The sequence below is a fragment of the Eximiradius sp. genome (genome assembly GCA_937127445.1).
Taxonomy (GTDB): domain Bacteria; phylum Bacteroidota; class Ignavibacteria; order Kapaibacteriales; family UBA2268; genus JAKIZO01.
Genome location: CAKZLY010000014.1, coordinates 179627 through 199223 on the forward strand (window position 1 = coordinate 179627; position 19597 = coordinate 199223).

19 protein-coding genes are annotated in these 19597 nt (G+C 40.2%); 17 read left to right on the forward strand and 2 right to left on the reverse strand.

What is annotated here, in order from left to right; genetic code table 11:
* Nucleotides 1-22 precede the first annotated feature (22 nt).
* Nucleotides 23-1414 (forward strand): trigger factor, encoded by a 1392-nt coding sequence (gene tig / locus AC6QZF_RS03495; protein WP_499798492.1) that lies wholly within the window; start codon nucleotides 23-25, stop codon nucleotides 1412-1414.
* Nucleotides 1415-1519: 105 nt separating this feature from the next.
* Here tig and AC6QZF_RS03500 read toward each other — a convergent pair whose 3' ends face one another.
* Together AC6QZF_RS03500 and AC6QZF_RS03505 are read right to left on the reverse strand one after the other, a co-directional pair.
* Nucleotides 1520-2470: an L-threonylcarbamoyladenylate synthase gene (locus tag AC6QZF_RS03500; protein ID WP_499798493.1), complete on the reverse strand. Its 951-nt coding sequence runs from the start codon at nucleotides 2468-2470 to the stop codon at nucleotides 1520-1522.
* Nucleotides 2471-2542: 72 nt separating this feature from the next.
* On the reverse strand, nucleotides 2543-3403 hold the full coding sequence (locus AC6QZF_RS03505) for a sigma-70 family RNA polymerase sigma factor (RefSeq protein WP_499798494.1): 861 nt from the start codon (nucleotides 3401-3403) through the stop codon (nucleotides 2543-2545).
* A 355-nt stretch (nucleotides 3404-3758) separates the two neighbouring features.
* On the opposite strand from AC6QZF_RS03505, the gene AC6QZF_RS03510 reads away from it, so the two are divergent.
* From AC6QZF_RS03510 to rpsJ, 16 genes are all read left to right on the forward strand, one after another.
* Nucleotides 3759-4184 (forward strand): NADH-quinone oxidoreductase subunit A, encoded by a 426-nt coding sequence (locus tag AC6QZF_RS03510; RefSeq protein WP_499798495.1) that lies wholly within the window; start codon nucleotides 3759-3761, stop codon nucleotides 4182-4184.
* Between the two features lie 8 nt (nucleotides 4185-4192).
* The gene (locus AC6QZF_RS03515; RefSeq protein WP_499798496.1) at nucleotides 4193-4771 is read left to right on the forward strand and encodes an NADH-quinone oxidoreductase subunit B; all 579 of its coding nucleotides are present in this window, start codon (nucleotides 4193-4195) and stop codon (nucleotides 4769-4771) included.
* A gap of 96 nt (nucleotides 4772-4867) precedes the next feature.
* Nucleotides 4868-5344, forward strand: coding sequence for an NADH-quinone oxidoreductase subunit C (locus AC6QZF_RS03520; RefSeq protein ID WP_499798497.1), 477 nt, complete (start codon nucleotides 4868-4870; stop codon nucleotides 5342-5344).
* Between the two features lie 84 nt (nucleotides 5345-5428).
* Nucleotides 5429-6529 (forward strand): NADH-quinone oxidoreductase subunit D, encoded by a 1101-nt coding sequence (locus AC6QZF_RS03525; RefSeq protein WP_499798614.1) that lies wholly within the window; start codon nucleotides 5429-5431, stop codon nucleotides 6527-6529.
* A gap of 30 nt (nucleotides 6530-6559) precedes the next feature.
* Complete coding sequence (gene nuoH / locus AC6QZF_RS03530; RefSeq protein WP_499798498.1) at nucleotides 6560-7612, forward strand: NADH-quinone oxidoreductase subunit NuoH; 1053 nt, start codon at nucleotides 6560-6562, stop codon at nucleotides 7610-7612.
* 26 nt (nucleotides 7613-7638) lie between these two features.
* Nucleotides 7639-8196: a 4Fe-4S dicluster domain-containing protein gene (locus AC6QZF_RS03535; RefSeq protein ID WP_499798499.1), complete on the forward strand. Its 558-nt coding sequence runs from the start codon at nucleotides 7639-7641 to the stop codon at nucleotides 8194-8196.
* A gap of 21 nt (nucleotides 8197-8217) precedes the next feature.
* Nucleotides 8218-8718, forward strand: coding sequence for an NADH-quinone oxidoreductase subunit J family protein (locus tag AC6QZF_RS03540; RefSeq protein WP_499798500.1), 501 nt, complete (start codon nucleotides 8218-8220; stop codon nucleotides 8716-8718).
* A gap of 10 nt (nucleotides 8719-8728) precedes the next feature.
* Nucleotides 8729-9037: an NADH-quinone oxidoreductase subunit NuoK gene (nuoK, locus tag AC6QZF_RS03545; protein ID WP_491815041.1), complete on the forward strand. Its 309-nt coding sequence runs from the start codon at nucleotides 8729-8731 to the stop codon at nucleotides 9035-9037.
* A gap of 34 nt (nucleotides 9038-9071) precedes the next feature.
* The gene (gene nuoL / locus AC6QZF_RS03550) at nucleotides 9072-11231 is read left to right on the forward strand and encodes an NADH-quinone oxidoreductase subunit L (protein ID WP_499798501.1); all 2160 of its coding nucleotides are present in this window, start codon (nucleotides 9072-9074) and stop codon (nucleotides 11229-11231) included.
* 41 nt (nucleotides 11232-11272) lie between these two features.
* Nucleotides 11273-12904, forward strand: a complete 1632-nt coding sequence (locus tag AC6QZF_RS03555; RefSeq protein ID WP_499798502.1) for a complex I subunit 4 family protein — start codon at nucleotides 11273-11275, stop codon at nucleotides 12902-12904.
* A 36-nt stretch (nucleotides 12905-12940) separates the two neighbouring features.
* Nucleotides 12941-14464: an NADH-quinone oxidoreductase subunit N gene (locus AC6QZF_RS03560; protein WP_499798503.1), complete on the forward strand. Its 1524-nt coding sequence runs from the start codon at nucleotides 12941-12943 to the stop codon at nucleotides 14462-14464.
* Nucleotides 14465-14976: 512 nt separating this feature from the next.
* On the forward strand, nucleotides 14977-15378 hold the full coding sequence (gene rpsL / locus AC6QZF_RS03565; RefSeq protein ID WP_499798504.1) for a 30S ribosomal protein S12: 402 nt from the start codon (nucleotides 14977-14979) through the stop codon (nucleotides 15376-15378).
* 28 nt (nucleotides 15379-15406) lie between these two features.
* Nucleotides 15407-15874, forward strand: a complete 468-nt coding sequence (gene rpsG / locus AC6QZF_RS03570) for a 30S ribosomal protein S7 (RefSeq protein ID WP_499798505.1) — start codon at nucleotides 15407-15409, stop codon at nucleotides 15872-15874.
* Nucleotides 15875-15921: 47 nt separating this feature from the next.
* Entirely contained in the window at nucleotides 15922-17979 is a 2058-nt protein-coding gene (gene fusA, locus AC6QZF_RS03575) for an elongation factor G (RefSeq protein WP_499798506.1), read from the forward strand.
* A gap of 52 nt (nucleotides 17980-18031) precedes the next feature.
* Complete coding sequence (gene tuf, locus AC6QZF_RS03580; RefSeq protein WP_499798507.1) at nucleotides 18032-19243, forward strand: elongation factor Tu; 1212 nt, start codon at nucleotides 18032-18034, stop codon at nucleotides 19241-19243.
* Nucleotides 19244-19280: 37 nt separating this feature from the next.
* Nucleotides 19281-19589, forward strand: a complete 309-nt coding sequence (rpsJ, locus tag AC6QZF_RS03585) for a 30S ribosomal protein S10 (protein WP_491815051.1) — start codon at nucleotides 19281-19283, stop codon at nucleotides 19587-19589.
* The last annotated feature ends 8 nt before the right edge of the window (nucleotides 19590-19597 follow it).

Here is a 19597-nt window from a genome sequence, read left to right on the forward strand (position 1 = left end):
TTAATAAACAAGGTAGCACAAATTGGAAACAAAATTCAACAAATTGAGCGATACCCTTTTCTCCTTCGAAGTCAATTTCCCGAAAAGTGAAGTCGATGACAAAATTCAACAAGAACTGAACAATCTTCAACGCAACTACCAAATTGAAGGTTTTCGCAAAGGCAAAGTGCCAATGAATTTAGTCAAACAACGCTTTGGCAACGAAGTCCTTTATAATATTTGCCTCGATCACACACAGGATGCTTTTAGCAAATATGTTGAACAAGAAAAACTCGAACTTGTTTCCTCCCCTGTTCTGAAAGATTTCAAAATTGACGAGGAAAACGTTAGTGCTGTTCTCGAATTTGAGCAACACCCTAAGCTCGATTTAGTGGATTTTAAAGAACTCTCTGTTGACCAAGTCGTTTATGTTCCAGATGAATTAGATATTGACTACGTTTTGCATAAACTTGGACTCGAACTGGGCAATAAATCCGAAGCCGACACAGTTGAAAATTTTGATGTTATCATCTATGGCGATTTCCAGTCTGTCGAAAAAGAAACTGGAAATGTCCTTCAAAATATGCCAAATAATGTGATTTATCTCTTCTCATACGATTTCCCTGAGCAATTCAAACAATTTTTCTTAAATAAAAAAGTTGACGACCAGTTTGAAATTGATTTTGCAGAAGTTGACCCACTTCGCCAAAATGAAATTTTCAAAGTGAAAATCAACAAAATTGAGAAAATTGAGCCTGCTGAACTTACGGAAGATAAAATTTCTGAAATTAGCGGCGGTAGGTTTAGCACTATCGAAGACTTACGCGAAGATATTTCTCTATTTATTCAAAACCACTTCGACCACTACGAAAATGTTGATTTTGAAAATAATGTTTACAAAAAAATTGTCGAGCAGTATAAAGAAATTCCAATTCCTCAAAATCTGCTCAACGAAAGCATAAAAAATGCTATCGAAATGCACGCAAAGAAACACAACTTAAACCCTGACGAACTTTCCCGAAACGAAGACTTCTTAACCCCACTCAAAGAAGAAATTCGTCGCCAATATATCTTTGAAATTGTCTCTGCTGAAATAATCAAAAAAGAGCAACTTAATTTGGAAGATGAAGACGTTGCTGATTACTTCGAGCAAGTTGGCTTGCCACGTGAAATGGGCTCGCTCGAAATTCTAAAAAATCTGGATGAAAAGCAACGCACAAATCTTATTAATAAGCTTCTTACCGATAAAGTTATTGGTTATCTGAAATCTGTTGTTACTACTAACAATGTTGATGCTGAAGAAAAAGTTAAAAAAATGATTGTTACAAACCTTTCTTATTATCAAGCAGTTGCTCATAATCTGACTCACAACCACGAACACCATCACGACCACGAACACGAACATAATGAAGCTCATCCGAGCGACGAAAATTAATCCGCAAGTGCTATATTAATGACATAAAGAAAGAGGCTGACACACAATCAGCCTCTTTCTTTAACGTACATTTCTCATATTTCAAATTCTTCAATTCTGCTATTTTTACAACAAACTTTCGTAATCATATGCTGCCTTTCGTAATCTCTCCATTATTGCTATTCCAATACCGATTTCAGGGACGGGTTCTGCCACAATGCAGCCAACCTCGCTTTCTTCGAGCAAGTGCATACCGTAGAACAAATTGACAGCACACTCTTTGAGCGATTTGCTTTCTGTTAGTCTAAATACAACTTTATATTCATTATCGTATTGCCCACTGAACGATAGTAAGCCCGCATTTGATTTATCTATCGCAGTATTAACTTTTTCTGATAATATATAAATCGGCTTTCTTGGACTATAATGAGATTTTAACATCCCCGGTGCAGCTAAATTACTCTCAACATACTCTTTGTCGAATGGCAATATTGCTTCAAGGTCTTCACGAGTGATAAATCCATTTCGCAAAATTACAAAGCCTTTTTCGGTAAGTGTGATAATTGTAGATTCTATACCGACTTTTGTTTTACCGCCATCAAGTATGTAATCGACATCTGGAAGATATTTTCTTACGTGTTGAGCAGTCGTTGGACTGATGCGACCAAATTTGTTTGCGCTCGGTGCGGCTATTGGGCAACCCGATTGTCTAATCAGTTCAAGAGCAATTTCTTCTTTCGGCATCCGTAGCCCAACAGTTGGAAGTCCAGATGTAACTATATCAGGTATTATAGGTCGTTTCTTTAAAACAATAGTAAGAGGTCCAGGCCAAAATTTTTCAACTATTTTGTATATTCTCTCATCATCAGCATAAGTATAATTTGCTATATCGTTCAGTTCAGCTATATGTACTATCAATGGGTCGAACCTTGGTCTCTCTTTCAATTCAAAAATACGAGCAACTGCCATTGAATTTAATGCATTCGCCCCAAGCCCATAAACAGTTTCAGTGGGAAATGCGACTACTTTACCCTCGCGAATATATTGCGCAGCTATTTCAATATCTTTGTATTTCATAATTATTCAAAATAAATTTATAAAAAAAGTGGCGTCAAAACGCCACAGGTAAATTATTTATTTTTGAATATTCTATCCCAAATAAGAACGCAACGACTTCGAACGCGAAGCATGGCGTAATCTTCTAATAGCCTTTTCTTTAATCTGACGAACGCGTTCACGTGTTAGATTAAACTTTTCGCCTATTTCTTCAAGTGTTAACTGATTACCGTCCAGTCCGAAATACAATTTTATTACTTCGGCTTCGCGAGGCGAAAGAGTTGCAAGAACCTGCTGTACTTCCACACGTAATGATTCGCGCATTAGTTCTTGATCGGGAGATGGCTGAGTTTCATTCGGCAGTACATCGAGCAAACGATTGTCCTCGCCCTGCACAAACGGAGCATCAACAGATAAGTGTCTACCCGAAATTTTTATCGTTTCGGCAATTTCTGCAACCGACATATTCAGTTCCTCAGCCAACTCGGCCGCGGTCGGCTCACGCTCGAATTCCTGCTCCAACTCACTAAACTTTTTGCCGATTTTGTTTAATGCTCCTACGCGATTAAGCGGAAGCCTTACAATTCTTGATTGTTCAGCTAATGCTTGCAAAATCGACTGCCTTATCCACCAAACAGCATAGGAAATAAACTTAAACCCGCGAGTTTCGTCGAACCGCTTTGCTGCTTTAATCAGCCCTAAATTGCCTTCGTTAATTAAGTCGCCGAGCGACAAACCCTGATTTTGATATTGCTTCGCAACAGAAACCACAAATCGCAAATTTGCCTTTACTAATCGTTCCATAGCCAAATTTGCCTCAGGACCACCCTTTTTAATTATTCTCGCCAATTCGATTTCCTGATCAGCTGACAAAAGCTCAACTTTCCCAATTTCCTGCAAATACTTATCTAATGATTGACTTTCTCTGTTTGTGTATTGCTTTGTTATTCTCATAACTACTTATATATTAATTACATTTAATATTTCAAATTAAATAATACCACCAGTAGACGCATTAAAAATTATTATATTTTTACTAAAATTTGAATTAACAATAATTAATTTTCCAGAATGTGAATGCTTTCATAATTCTACTTGATAATCATACAAAAAGTTGCGATATACCTAATGAATTAAAAAAAACTAATAAAACTTTGCGAAGAAAAATGTTATTTTTTTTAGCATTTATTAGATTTTTAGGAACGACTAAACGATTAAAGTTTAAAAATATTTTGGTAAATAATTTTTTTATTTTTTCTCAATTAATTAAATTGCACGTAAAGAAATCTACAAAATAGACAGGTAGTATATGGTAACAGAATTTGGGATTATTCTTTTATTTCTTATCATAGGTGCTCTTTTTGTTGGTATCAGTATCTTTGCAGCAGCTCTCATCAGACCTCACAATCCAACACCAGAAAAATTAACCACATATGAATCAGGCGAAGAACCTATCGGCAGTCCTTGGGTGCAATTTAATATACGTTTCTACATAATAGCTCTTGCATTTCTAATTTTCGAAGTAGAATTGGTGTTTTTGTTTCCTTGGGCAGTTGTATTTAAAACGTTGGGTTGGTATGCATTTATTGCTATGGTAATATTTGTGCTCATTTTAATACTTGGTCTTGCCTACGACTGGGCAAAAGGCTATCTCGAATGGGATAAACCCAAGCCATATATTCCAAGATTGAAAGATTTAATTATTACTCGTGAAGATTTGAAAAAACAACAATAGGTGAGAAAATGGGACTTTTGAATAGATTAGACAATCCTTATGATATTTCTCCGGGGATTATACTCGGGACAATGGAAGACTTGCTCAATTGGGGACGCGCTCGTTCCGATTGGTATCTCCAATTCGGGCTTGCTTGCTGCGCGATTGAGTTTATGGCGCTTAATGCTTCCCACTACGATCTGATGCGTTTCGGTTGTATTCCAAGGACTTCTCCCCGTCAGGCTGATTTTATTATTATTAGCGGAACTGTAACACTTAAAATGGCTGAACGTATCAAAAGGCTCTACGAGCAAATGGCTGAACCTAAATACGTCCTTGCTATGGGCTCTTGCTCTATTTGTGGCGGTCCTTACTGGAAAGAAGGCTACCACGTGCTCAAAGGCGTTGATAGAATTATCCCCGTTGACGTCTACGTTCCGGGCTGCCCACCACGCCCAGAAGCATTCTTCGACGGTATGATTAAACTTCAAGAAAAAATAAACAAACAGAAAATTTTCGAAAAACGCGCTCGCATTGCCGAAGAAGATGCTAAAAATGGCAAAAGCAACAATATCCATCTTCCGCACGGCTGGGAAGAAGTTAAATGATTTAATAATCTTGTAGAGATGCAATGCTTTGCATCTCGCAGATAACAAACAAGAAACAAGGTAAATAATATTTTATTAAATTTAGCTGTAAGTAAAATGAACCCAAAAGAAATATTCGATCTGCTAAAAAAAGAAATCGGTGACAGAGCTCTTGAACTCGTCGAAAAAGAGCATCACGACCCGTTTATTGTTGTATCGTCCGACGCAATTGTGGAGGCTTGCCTTGTCCTTCGAGACGACCCAAACACCCTTTTTGATTACCTTGTTAATTTATCCGGCGTTGATGATAAAGATAAATTTGTCGTTGTTTATCATCTCTTTTCTTTACAACATAAGCACAGAATTGTGCTAAAAGTTTATCTTGATAGAGAAAATCCTCATGTCCCAACTGTCGAACGCGTTTGGAGAAGTGCTAATTGGCACGAACGTGAAGCCTACGATATGTTTGGGATTATTTTCGATGGGCATTCCGACTTGCGACGTATCCTTTGCCCTTATGATTGGGAAGGCCATCCATTGCGAAAAGATTACAAAACACCTGATTATTACAAAAGTATTAAAGTTCCATTATAAGAAAATTAATTATAATATAAAGGTCCGACAGTGAGCGAGACAAAAACTTTTGAAATTGATTTTGGAAAAGTATATTCAGAAAGAATGCGGCTGAATGTAGGTCCGCAGCACCCATCTACTCACGGCGTTCTTCGATTGGAAGTGGAACTCGAAGGGGAAGTAGTTACCGATGTTGTCCCACACATTGGATACCTTCACCGCTGCTTCGAAAAACACGCTGAAAATGTAACATACCCTCAAGTTATTCCATACATTGACCGTATGGATTATATTTCGTCTATGAATAATGAATACCCATACGTTCTGGGTATGGAAAAACTCCTTGGTATTGAAGTTCCCGAAAAAGTGCAATATATTAGAGTTATCTGCGCCGAACTGAACCGTATTGCTAACCACCAAATCGCAATTGCTACCTTTGGCTTGGACTCCGGTGCATTTACTCCATTTCTCTACTATTTCCGCGATCGCGAAATGATTATTACTTTGTTCGAGAAACTTAGTGGCGGTCGTTTGCTCTATAACTACTTCTGGATTGGCGGGCTTATGCACGATGTGCATCCTACATTTGTCGAAGATTGTCTCGAAATAGTAAAACAAGTCCGCAAAACCAATGATGAAGCATTAGACCTTCTGATGTATAATAAGATTTTCATTGAAAGAACTGCTAATATAGGCATTCTACCTGCTGATGTAGCTATTAATTACGGCTGCTCGGGTCCTGTCTTGCGTGGTTCAGGTGTCCCTTATGATTTGCGTAAGGTCGAGCCATATTCGATTTATGATAGATTTGATTTCGATGCCGTCGTTGGCAAAGGCGAAATGGGAACACTTGGCGATTGCTGGGATAGAAACATCGTTCGCGTTCGCGAAATTTACGAAAGTTGCAAAATTATCGAGCAAGCAATCGAACAAATGCCAAAAGAACCTTGTGATGTTCGTCAAGCAATCCCGAAACGAATCAAACCTCCTGTTGGAGAATTTTACTGCCGTGCAGAAAACCCCAAAGGCGAACTCGGATTCTATATTATTAGCGACGGTAGCCCGAAACCATCTCGCGTACGTGCTCGCGCTACAAGCTTTGTTAATCTTAGCGTTTTACCTGAAATTTCCAAAGGCTATATGATTGCTGACCTTATTATGATATTAGGTTCGCTCGATATAGTTCTTGGAGAAATTGATAGATAATGAATATTATTAACTAAATATAAAAGAATAATGGAATCGGTAAATTTTGTTTACGATTTGCTTGGGAAAAATATAGTTGCTTATATCCTTCTTGCGTTGCTACCAATGGCATTTCTTCTTCCTTATGCCTTAGTTGCCATTCTTGGTGAGTTGAAGATTTCTGCTTGGATCCAAGAACGTTTAGGTCCTATGCGTACCGGCTGGAAAGGCGTTTTGCAGCCAATTGCAGAAGTTGTAAAACTTCTGCAGAAAGAAGACATCACTCCTGCGGCTGTCAACAAGCCTTTGTTTAATTTAGCACCTTTTGTTATGTTTGCCGGTGCTTATGCTGCCTATGCAGTAATTCCTTTTAGTTCGAAATTTGTCCCAGTCAATATTAATATTGGCTTGTTCTATGTTTTTGCTATTAGCGCCTTCGGTGTAATCGCAATTGTTATGGGCGGCTGGGCTTCGAACAATAAATATTCATTGCTTGGTGGTATGCGTGCAGCTGCTCAAATGATTAGCTACGAAATTCCAATAGCTGTTGCTATTCTGGCAATTGCTACTCTTGCTGGTTCGCTCGATATGCAGGAAATTATCTACCAGCAAGGTGGCGGATTCTGGAACTGGAACATTTTCGGTGGTCCCGGTTCAATTACGAAATTATGGGTTATTCCATTTACTGTAACACTTTTCTTGATTTACTTTATCGGCTCGCTCGCCGAAACTAATCGCGTCCCGTTCGATATTCCCGAAGGCGAATCCGAAATCGTCGCTGGCTACCATACTGAATACAGCGGTATGAAATTCGCTATGTTCTTCTTCGCTGAATATTCAAATATGTTCATCGTTTCTGCTATCATCACTATTCTTTTCCTTGGTGGCTGGCAGTCTCCTTTCGGCGACTTCTTAAATGGTCCTGTCTGGCAAGCCTTCTGGTTTGTTAGCAAAGCAATGCTTTTCGTATTTCTGCAAATCTGGCTCCGCTGGACTCTCCCACGCTTGCGTGTCGACCAACTGATGTATGTAACCTGGAAAGTAATGTTGCCTATCGCTTTTGTTGCATTTTTTGCAGTTGCTCTCTGGGCAATGATAAAATAAATTGTTTTCTTTTACTGAGGTAAAAAATGGAATATTTCAAAAATATATTTCACGCTCTTTATACGATTTTTGTCGGGATGAAAATTACAGGTATGCACCTTTTCGAAAAAAAAGTTACTATGCAATACCCTGATTTAGTTCATCCTATCCGTGATGGACTTATTCCGCCAACCGAACGTAACCGTATAGATGTTGATATGGATAGATGCAACGGATGCGGTTCGTGCGTCCGTGCTTGCCCAGTTGACGCTATCGAGGTCGAAATGGTTCGGGTTGTACCCGGCGACGATGTCCCTTTGTTTTATGACGGAACACCTATTAAGACTTGGGTTACTAAATACACAATAGATTTTGCTAAATGCTGTTTCTGCGGGCTTTGTATCGAAGCTTGTCCTACTCAGGCTAATAGAATGACGCCTGAATTTGAATATTCTGAATATGAGCGCGAAAAATTAATTTACCATTTCGAACGGCTCACCCCAGAAGAAGCAGAAGAAAAGAAACGTAAATGGGAAGCTTATCAAGCAGAAAAGAAAAAAGCTGATGCCGCTGCAAAAAGTCAGAAAAATGAAACAGGTAATTAATCACAATTAAGATAAATTAATATGCTATTTGATTTTGTCTTTTATATGTTCGCCGTTATTGTGATTGTCTCAGCAATGGGTGTTGTTTTCTCGAAGAAAATGATGTATTCGGCTTTCTCATTGCTATTTACTTTCTTCGGAATGGCGGGCTTATATGTGCTGCTTAGTGCAGACTTTGTTGCTGTTACTCAGATTATGGTTTATGTCGGTGGTATTTTGGTGCTTATTGTCTTTGGTGTGATGCTTACAAGCAAAATCACCGGAGTGGACATTAAAACTGGGACTATCGGGAAAATCCAGCTTATAGTTGGCGCAATTACATCAGTAATTGTTGCCATTATTTTGCTCTATACCTACTTAAATGTTGAATGGATTACCTCTCAGTTCCAGATTGAAGTGCCAACGACAACACACTTTATTGGTTTTGGATTATTCACCGAATATTTATTGCCATTCTTTGTTGCAGCGATATTGCTTTTGGTTGCTTTCATCGGTGCAGCAAAAATTGCCAGAAGAAAATAGGAGGCTCGCGATGGAAATTGGACTAACTCACTACCTTGTTGTAAGTGCTTTGCTTTTTTCGCTTGGCGTTTTCGGTATTGTTACTCGAAAAAATTCTATCCTTGTGCTTATGGGATTAGAGTTGATCTTAAACTCTGCTAATTTGAATTTTATTGCTTTCTCTAAGTTCAAAGGATTAAACATCGAAGGGCACATCGCTACTTTGTTTGTTATTGTTCTGGCTGCTGCCGAAGTTGCCGTTGCACTTGCAATTATCCTTAATATTTATCAAAATTATCATCATATTGATGTTGATGAGATAAATAAACTTAAAGAGTAGTTTCAGTATTGAAGTTAAATTATAGTATAAAATTATGACACACGAAACATTGCTACAAATATCATCAATTGTCTTGCTGCTGCCGCTTGCAGGATTTGCTGGAATTATATTTTTTCAGAAAAAATTAGGTAGAGCAGCGGGATATATCGGTTCGTCAATTTTGGGGATTAATTTGCTGCTGTCCTTGCTTGTCGCATACCAGAAATTAGCCTTCTATAGCGATGCTGGTATGCTGCAATGGAAATTCGATTGGCTAAATCTTGGTTCTCATCCCATTACCATTGGTATTGGATTAGACAATCTGGCAGCAATTATGCTAATTGTTGTCAATTTAATTAGTTTTCTTGTTCATGTGTTCTCGCTTGAATATATGCGGGAAGATATTCGTTTCCCAAGGTTCTATGCCTATTTAGGGCTGTTTACCTTTTCTATGTTGGGAATTGTAATCGCCAATAATTTTTTAAATATGTATATATTCTGGGAACTTGTTGGAATTAGCTCTTACCTTCTGATTGGCTTCTGGTACGAAAAAGATAGTGCTGCCGATGCAAGCAAAAAAGCATTTATTACCAACCGCATCGGCGATTTCGGCTTTTTTGCTGGCATTATGATACTGTTCTTCACCTATGGCACCTTTATGTTCGATGATATATTTGCTCATATTGGCGAAGGGCATATACCATTCGATAGCGGAACAATGCTTACTCTCGCTGGTATTCTTCTCTTTATGGGTGCAATAGGTAAATCAGCTCAGTTCCCGCTTCACGTCTGGTTGCCCGACGCTATGGAGGGTCCAACTCCTGTATCCGCTTTAATCCACGCTGCAACTATGGTTGCTGCCGGTGTTTACCTTACTGCACGTATCTTCCCAATGCTTACTGCCGATGCTTTGCTGTTTGTTGCTTATATCGGTGCTATTACTGCTTTCATTGCGGCAACAATTGCCATCACTCAAACTGACTTCAAGAGAATACTGGCTTATTCAACTGTTAGCCAGCTCGGATATATGATTATGGCTATCGGCGTTGGTGCTTATTCTTATGGTTTCTTCCACTTAGTTACACACGCTTGGTTCAAAGCCTGCTTGTTCCTGGCAAGTGGTTCGGTTATTCACGCTATGCACCATTCTATGCATCACGCCGGCGAACACCATATGGACCCACAAGATATTCGTAATATGGGCGGTTTGCGTAAAAAAATGCCAATTACCTATTTAACATTCCTAATCTCGACTATTGCAATTTCTGGCGTCCCATTTACCTCCGGCTTCTTGAGCAAGGACGGTATCCTTGCCGGTACTATGGCGTTTGGCCAGCTTTCGGGACATTGGTTTATTGCTTTCTCTGGATTTGCTTCCGCTGCTATGACTGCTTTCTATATGTTCCGTCTTCTTATTTCTGCTTTCCACGGGCAACCCAAAACACATATTGCTGCTCATACTCACGAAAGTAATAAACTTATTACTGTTCCTTTGATTGTTCTTTCAATATTAACTTTCTGGTTCTTCTATTCTTTCAACCCATTCGATGGTGGTAGCGGCTGGTTCTACGAAAAAATTAAAACACCTGCAACCGTTGTCCAAGCTGAACATCAATGGGGATTTTTCGTCCCATACGAAAGCAGCCACTCTCATTCTTCTGCTTGTTGTGGCGAACACATTACCAGCCCTGCTGAGGAACATTCTCACTCTCACGAAAAAGACACTCATCACGCTTTAAATAAATTCGAAGAAGCTCTTCACCACGCCCACCTGCCTGCAATGATTATCTCGCTTATTGTTGCCGGACTTGGTATTTTCCTTTCATTCTCTTTCTACCAGTTCAAAATATTTAATCCAGATGGCGTGGCTGAATTAATCAAACCATTTTATCTGCTTTCATACAACAAATGGTACTTCGATGAAATATACGACGCTTCAGTAATCTGGGGAACAACTACATTTGCTAAGCTACTTGCATTGTTTGATCTGTACATTATAGATGGAATTGTAAATTTAGTAGGGTGGTTCACAAAAGTTGTTGGGCATTTCATCGGCTGGTTCGATTTGTACGTTATCGATGGCTTGGTAAATCTTACAGCAAATGTTACTGCTTTCTTCGGCTTGGTGTTTAGAAAATTCCAAACTGGAAGAATTCAAGCATATATTGTTATGACAATTATTTTTGCTATGGTATTGCTCTATTATGTTTTATAATTTGAATAGTATGTAATAAATAAATTTAGTCCGGAGGATTAATGTTCACTATTTTCGGAATAGGTCCGCTTACATTCATTACATTTCTGCCTTTGCTTGGGATGTTGATTCTTCTTGCTATTCCATCGGGCAAAGATGAAAAAACAAAAGAAACATCAATTAATCTATTACGCTGGGTTACTGTTGGAATTACTTTTATCCAATTAGTAGTTGCTCTGCTAATTTATGCGAATTTCCGAACAGATTTAGTCGGAGTAAACGACCCAAATAGTTTCCAGTTCGTCGAAAAAGTCAAGTGGATTAGCGTAAAAGGTTTGCCACTGTTCGGCGACTTAAATATCGAATACTTTGTTGGTATTGATGGATTAAGTGCTCCGATGGTACTCCTTACTGCCCTGATTTGCTTTGTAGCAACTTTTTCCTCTTGGAGCATCAAGAAAGCCCACAAAGGATACTTTATGATGTATCTGCTTCTCGATTTAGGAATGATGGGTGTTTTCGTAGCTTTGGACTTCTTCCTTTTCTACGTCTTTTGGGAACTTATGCTCCTGCCGATGTATTTCCTTATCGGTATCTGGGGCGGTCCACGCAAAGAATATGCTGCCATTAAGTTCTTTATCTATACTTTGTTCGGCTCGGTATTTATGCTTTTGGTAATGATAGGGCTGTATTTCTCCGTAGGTTCATTCAACCTGCTGGATATGATGAACCCAGCAAATTTCAAGCCCGGAGAAATTTTTACCGGTTTCCAGACGACTTGGCGACTTGTTGCTTTCGTGGCTTTGTTTGTCGGCTTTGCTATCAAAGTCCCTACCGTCCCGTTCCATACTTGGTTGCCGGACGCTCACGTTGAAGCGCCTACGCCAATTTCAGTTATTCTGGCTGGCATATTGCTGAAAATGGGAACTTATGGTATGCTTCGCGTTGCTTGGCCTATCTTCCCCGAAGCAGTAGCTTATTTCAACAACTATATCGCATTTATCGGTATGGTTAGCATAATTTACGGTGCGTTGTGCGCTTTGGGGCAACATAAAGTTGGGAAACGCGATTTGAAAAAACTTATTGCCTACTCATCTGTTTCCCATATGGGTTACGTTATGCTCGGTATTTCTGCCCTTAATTCTAATGGGCTAACCGGCGCAATCTTCCAAATGTTCAATCACGGGACAATCACTGCAATGCTCTTTATGATTGTGGGCGTAATTTACGATCGTGCCCACACCCGCGGCCTTGATGAATTCGGTGGTCTGGCTAATAAAATGCCCGTTTATACAGGAATTATGGCTATTGCCTTCTTCGCTGCTATTGGATTGCCCGGACTGAGCGGATTTATCAGCGAAGCGCTCGTATTCCTCGGTGCTTTTGCTACTTATCCTGTGCTTACTGTAATTTCCGCTCTTGGTGTTGTCCTCGGTGCTGCTTATATGCTTTGGGCTCTTCAAAGAATGTTCTTCGGCAAACTACCTGAACGTTGGAGCGGTCCTTGGGACCCCACCGGAAAAGAATATAAACACGACGACATCAATGGCATCGAGCTGGCAGCTCTTGTTCCGCTTGCTATCGTTGTGATTTTCCTCGGTGTGTTCCCGGGTGCTGTCGTTAATTTGATGACTTCATCGGTTAATCATCTTATTGAAATTGTTAAAATCGGTGGTCAGTTCGCCGGTATGTAATTTTTTCGTTTGAGTAATAATAATTAAGACAAATATATGGACAGCTTACTTTCTTTATTTATCGGACAATACGTAGCAGATTTAAAGCGCAGCCTCGCCTTGTTCGCTCCCGAACTTGTCCTGGCAACGGCTTTCGTTTTGCTTGTTATTGTTGATTTGATTTTTCAGAAGTCAAAATACATTACCGGTGTAGTTGCCTTGCTCGGTTTTGCTGTTGCGACTATCTTTATGATTGTTAGCCCGGCAAATACTTCGTTTGGCTTCTGGCAAATGTATGTGTTCGACCCATTCAGCAATTTCTTTAAATATATTTTTCTAATTTCTGGCTTTGCGGTTGTGCTTATTTCCTTCTTCTCGAATGAACTAAACAAATCCGACCGTACTATGGGCGAATATTACACGCTCATTCTTGGTATGACGCTCGGTATGTTCGTTATTTCGAGTGCCGGCAATTTAATCCTGATTTATCTTGCTCTCGAAACTATGTCGCTAAGCTCCTATGTGCTTGCCGGCTACACAAAAGAAATAAAACGTGCAAGTGAAGCCTCCCTGAAATATGTTATTTATGGCGCATTAGCTTCGGGGTTGATGATTTACGGCATTTCCATTTTATACGGGCTTACCGGCACGCTGAGCTTATTCCAGATTAACGCATTCCTTACTCAATATCAGGGGCCGGTTTTTCCCCTCGTTGTTGCTTCTCTTTTAGTATTGGTAGGCTTTGGATATAAAATTTCAGCTGTCCCCTTCCATTTCTGGACACCAGATGTTTATGAAGGAGCCCCAGTTGCAATTACAGCTTACTTGTCTGTCGCCTCCAAAGCTGCTGGATTTGCCGTATTTATGCGATTTCTTAAAGCTGGATTTATAGATCCTACAAATGCAAGCGAACAAGTTTGGACAATGGTTTCATCTATTGATTGGAAGTTCATCGTTGCCGTTCTATCTGTTCTTTCGATGACTATTGGTAATTTTGTCGCTCTTTGGCAGACAAACGTAAAACGTATGCTTGCCTATTCGAGTATCGCTCACGCTGGCTATATGCTTATGGGCGTTACCGTTATGACCGAGGGCGGATACATTGCTGTTATGATTTACTTCTTTACTTACCTTTTGATGAACTTCGGTGCTTTCTATGTTGTTCAGCTTATCGCAAATGAAATCGGTAGCGAAGAACTCGAAGATTATAACGGACTCGGCTATCGTTCGCCTTTGCTCGGAACAGCAATGGCTATATTCCTTGTTTCACTAACTGGATTGCCGCCAACTGCTGGCTTTGTAGGTAAATTATACATCTTCCAAGCTGTAATTAATTCAAATATGATTTGGCTTGCTGTCGTAGGCGTGCTAAATTCGGTTGTGTCGCTTGCATACTACGCAAAAGTTTTCAGAAATATGTGGTTACGTGGCGTCGATAGCAATTCAGCACCTTTGAAATACTCAATCTATGCTCAATTGCTTGTTTATGCATTCGTTATTCCAACACTCTATTATGGTATATTCTGGACGCCGCTGGTGTTCTGGGCGAAAAGCTCAGTTATGATGTTCATCGGCAAATAAAAAGAAATGTTGATAATTACATAAAAATGAGCAATGGTTTTTCTTATAACCTTCGGAAGATTCTCGACCTTTCCGAAGGTTTTTGTTTTATTCCTCCCGTTTGCATATAAATTGCAATTCAGCGCACTGTCCCAAAAGCAAGACCTTTTCATTTTTTCTTGATTTCATAAAAGCTCGTGTTTAAAAATTCAAAGCAAATAAGATAACTAAATAAACCTGAATAATCATTATAATTATACAATATATAATGAAACATTCGCCTTTTGTCATTATCTTTAAATATTGAGTTTTTGAATTGAAATAACAATAAATATATTTTATAAATTATTTATTTCATACAAAAAAAATTATCTGAATGGGAAATAGTTATTAACATTAAAAAAAATCCGTGAAAAATCCCCATAAATTTAAAAAAATCAAAAATTTATTTGGAAAGAAATATTTTTTTTTATAGTTTTGTCAGCTCTATGAGAGTAAATTGTTAAAAAGTAATAAAAAATGGAGACTTTTGAGTGCCAACAATAAGTCAGTTAATACGAAAAGGGCGTAAAAAGGTAATTTACAAGAGTAAATCGCCCGCTTTGCAATCTTGCCCGCAAAGACGCGGCGTATGCACTCGTGTTTATACAACAACGCCAAAAAAACCTAATTCAGCATTGAGAAAAGTGGCACGTGTTAGGCTGTCCAATCAAATTGAAGTAACTGCCTATATCCCAGGCGAAGGACACAACCTTCAAGAACACTCCATCGTTTACGTTCGCGGTGGTAGAGTAAAGGACTTGCCCGGTGTCCGTTATCACATTATTCGTGGTACAGCCGATACACAAGGTGTTGATGGTCGCAAGCAAGGTCGCTCTAAATACGGTGCTAAAAGACCGAAAGCAAAAGGACCCGCTGCTGCAGGTAAAAAATAATAATGGATATGTTTATTAAGAGTTTAATATGAGAAAAAGAAGAGCAGAAAAACGTCCAATGGTACCGGATCCAAAATTTGGAGATCCTGTCGTTTCTAAGTTTATCAATTGCATAATGCTACAGGGCAAGAAAAGCACAGCTCGTAGCATCGTTTATGATGCTTTCGATATTATCGAAGAACGAGCCAAGCAAAATCCACTCGAAGTGTTCCACAAAGCTATGCAAAATGTGGCCCCTCTGGTGGAGGTGCGTTCCCGTCGCGTCGGCGGTGCAACATACCAGGTGCCCGTGGATGTTCGCGAAGAACGTCGTATCGCTTTGGCTATCCGCTGGCTTAAAACCTATGCTAAAGCTCGCCGCGATCATTCTATGGCTCAACGCCTTGCTGCTGAAATTATGGCTGCTTCTCGTGGAGAAGGCTCCGCTGTGAAAAAACGTGAAGATACTCATAGAATGGCAGAAGCTAATAAAGCTTTCGCCCACTTTAAATGGTAATCCTATTTTCGTTCTTTGTCAACTTGTTAGCCTGATTGCGTGTAACTATGCCGACTGAAACCGACAAATCAAAAATCAGAAACATTGGGATAATGGCTCACATCGATGCAGGTAAAACCACTACTACCGAAAGAATTCTCTTCTATTCCGGCTACCTGCATAAACTCGGTGAAGTCGACGAAGGCACTGCCTTTATGGATTATATGGAGCAGGAAAAAGAACGCGGCATTACTATTATGTCCGCTTGTACTCCTGTCTTCTGGAAAGATTATATTATTAATATAATCGATACTCCTGGGCACGTTGATTTTACTGCCGAAGTTCAACGCTCACTTAGAGTTCTGGATGGAGCTGTTGCAATTTTCTGTGCTGTCGGCGGCGTAGAACCACAAAGTGAAACGGTTTGGCACCAAGCTGATGAATATCGCGTTCCGCGCATTGCGTTCGTTAATAAAATGGACCGTATGGGCGCTGATTTCTACCGCGTTCTCGATATGATGCGGCAACGCTTGGACGCTAACCCCATAGCAGTTGAAATTCCAATCGGCTCCGAAGATAGCTTCTCGGGCGTTATCGACCTGATGAAAATGAAAGCTGTCTTCTTCGACTATGAGTCTCACGGTTCAGTCTTTACAGAAGGCGAAATCCCTGATGAATACAAAGAAAAAGCCGAAGAAATGAGACAAATTATGGTCGAAAAAATTGCCGAGTTGGACGATGTGCTTGTGGAAAAATATCTTAACGGTGATGAAATTTCGGAATCCGAACTTAAAGCAGCTCTCAAAAAAGGCGTCCTCGAGCTTAAAGGTGTGCCGGTTTTGGTAGGTGCTTCACTTAAAAATGTTGGTGTGCAGCCTCTTATCGAAGCGATTATTGATTATCTCCCATCACCTGATGAAATTGAACCGGCTCACGGCTTCGACATCAAAGATGCTGATAAAAAAATCGTTCGACTTCCGAAAGATGACGAACCTTTCTCGGCTCTTGCTTTTAAAGTGCTGGTAGATCCATACGTTGGTCGCGTATGTATCGTGAGAATTTACTCCGGCGTGCTTAAAGTTGGTGAAACCAGATACAATCCCGGAGCAGATAAAAAGGAAAAAATTCTAAAAATTCTCAAACTTTACGCCAATCGCCGTGAAGAAATCCAGCAGGCATCAGCAGGTGATATTATCGCTATCCCCGGACTTCGGTTTACTAAAACAGGCGATACGCTTTGCGACCAGCAAAAGCCTATTCTTTTCGAGAAAATTCGTTTCTCCGAGCCTGTTATTAATCAGTCCATCGAAGCTAAGACACTTGCTGACCAAGATAAGCTGCTCGAAGCACTCGAGAAACTTGCCGACGAAGACCCTACTTTCCGATATAAATTTGATGAAGAAAGTGGGCAGATTATCATCAGCGGTGTTGGCGAACTCCATCTGGAAATTATTGTTGACCGATTGCTTCGAGAATTCAACGTCGCAGCCCGCGTCGGCAAACCAATGGTGGCTTATCGCGAAACTGTTTCCAGAGAAGTCGAGCAAGAAGGACTTTTCGACAAATCAACTGGCGGCAAAAATCAATTCGGTTACGTTAAATTGATTGTTTCCCCAGGCCGTCAAGGCTCTGGTATTGCCGTTAAAAATGAAATACCAAAGAAAACCCTTGACGATTTATACGCAATCGCACTTCAACAAGGCGCTCGCGAAGCGCTAAATATCGGACCTAACGGTTACCCGATGGTTGATGTTGAAGTAAGGCTAATCGATTCAAAATACGTGGAAGGCGAATCAACCGAAGTTGCATACAAAATCGCTGCTTCTATCGCAGTTAAAGATGCAGTTCGTCAAGCCGACCCCGTATTGCTCGAACCGGTGTTCAAAGTTGAGGTGATGTCTCCAGAAGAATACGTCGGAGATATTATTTCAGATATGAACTCAAGGCGAGGACGAATCGAAGGCATTTCGCAAAGAGGGACAATGCAGGTGGTCAATTGCGTAGCTCCGCTTTCTGAAATGTTCGGTTATGTAACCAAACTGCGTTCTCTCAGTCAGGGACGCGCAGTCTATTCGATGACGTTTTCGCACTATGAACCGGCATTGCAAAAAAATGGAAGCTATTGATTTTTTATAAATTTATTAACTAAATGTAGTTCAAAATTTTAGGAGCTAAAAAATGGCTAAAGAAAAATTTGATCGTTCCAAACCACACGTAAACGTAGGAACAATCGGCCACGTTGACCACGGTAAGACTACTCTTACTGCTGCTATCACAATGGCACTCTACAAAAAACTTAACAAAGGCGAAGTTCGTACCTTCGATTCGATCGATAACGCACCAGAAGAACGTGCACGCGGGATCACGATTGCTACTGCTCACGTTGAATACGAAACTGAAAAGCGCCACTATGCTCACGTGGACTGCCCTGGTCACGCTGACTACGTAAAGAACATGATTACTGGTGCCGCTCAGATGGACGGTGCAATTCTTGTTTGTGCTGCTACTGACGGTCCTATGCCTCAAACTCGCGAACACATCTTGCTTGCTCGCCAAGTCGGTGTTCCAAAAATAGTTGTTTTCCTTAACAAAGTTGATATTGCTGACCCAGAACTTTTAGACCTCGTCGAAATGGAACTTCGCGAACTTCTTTCGCAATACGAATTCCCAGGCGACGAAATCCCTATTATCCGCGGTTCTGCTTTGAAAGCTTTGGAAGCTGGTTCAGATTCAAGTGCTAGTGCAGATGATCCACGCTTGCAATGTATCTATGAACTTATGGATGCTGTCGACAGCTACATCCCAACTCCTCAACGTGATGTTGATAAGCCATTCTTGATGCCTGTCGAAGACGTGTTCTCGATTACTGGTCGTGGCACTGTTGCTACTGGTCGTATCGAACGCGGCATTATCAAAGTTTCCGAAGAAGTTGAAATTGTTGGTTTCGGTTTGCACAAGAAAACTACTTGCACCGGCGTTGAAATGTTCCGCAAACTTCTTGATGAAGGCGTTGCTGGCGATAACGTTGGTCTTCTCCTCCGCGGTATCGAAAAGAAAGAAATCGAACGCGGTATGGTTATTGCAAAACCAGGTTCAATTACTCCTCACCACAAATTCAATGCTCAAGTTTACGTATTGAAGAAGGAAGAAGGCGGACGTCATACTCCATTCTTCAATGGTTACCGCCCACAATTCTATTTCCGTACAACTGACGTAACTGGTTCGCTCCATCTGCCAGCTGGCGTTGAAATGGTTATGCCTGGCGATAACTTAGATAACTTAGAAATCGAACTCATTACTCCAATCGCTATGGAAGAAGGTCTTCGTTTCGCTATCCGCGAAGGCGGTCGTACAGTTGGTGCTGGCGTTGTAACTAAAATTATTGAATAATTTGTTCCTAATTTAGGATAGTTTGAGGAATAGTAAAGTGGCAACACAAAGAATAAGAATAAAACTAAAATCATTTGACCACAATCTGATTGATAAATCAACGGAAAGAATTGTTCGTACAGTGAAACAGACCGGTGCAGTGGTATCAGGTCCGATACCACTGCCTACCCGTCGTACTGTCTATACAGTTAATCGTTCCCCTCACGTTGATAAAAAATCTCGTGAGCAATTCGAAACAAGAATTCATAAGAGACTTATTGATATTTTTAGCTCTACTCAAAAAACTATCGACGCTCTTATGAAACTTGAAATACCTGCTGGTGTAGATGTTGAAGTTAAGGTTTAATGTAGGAG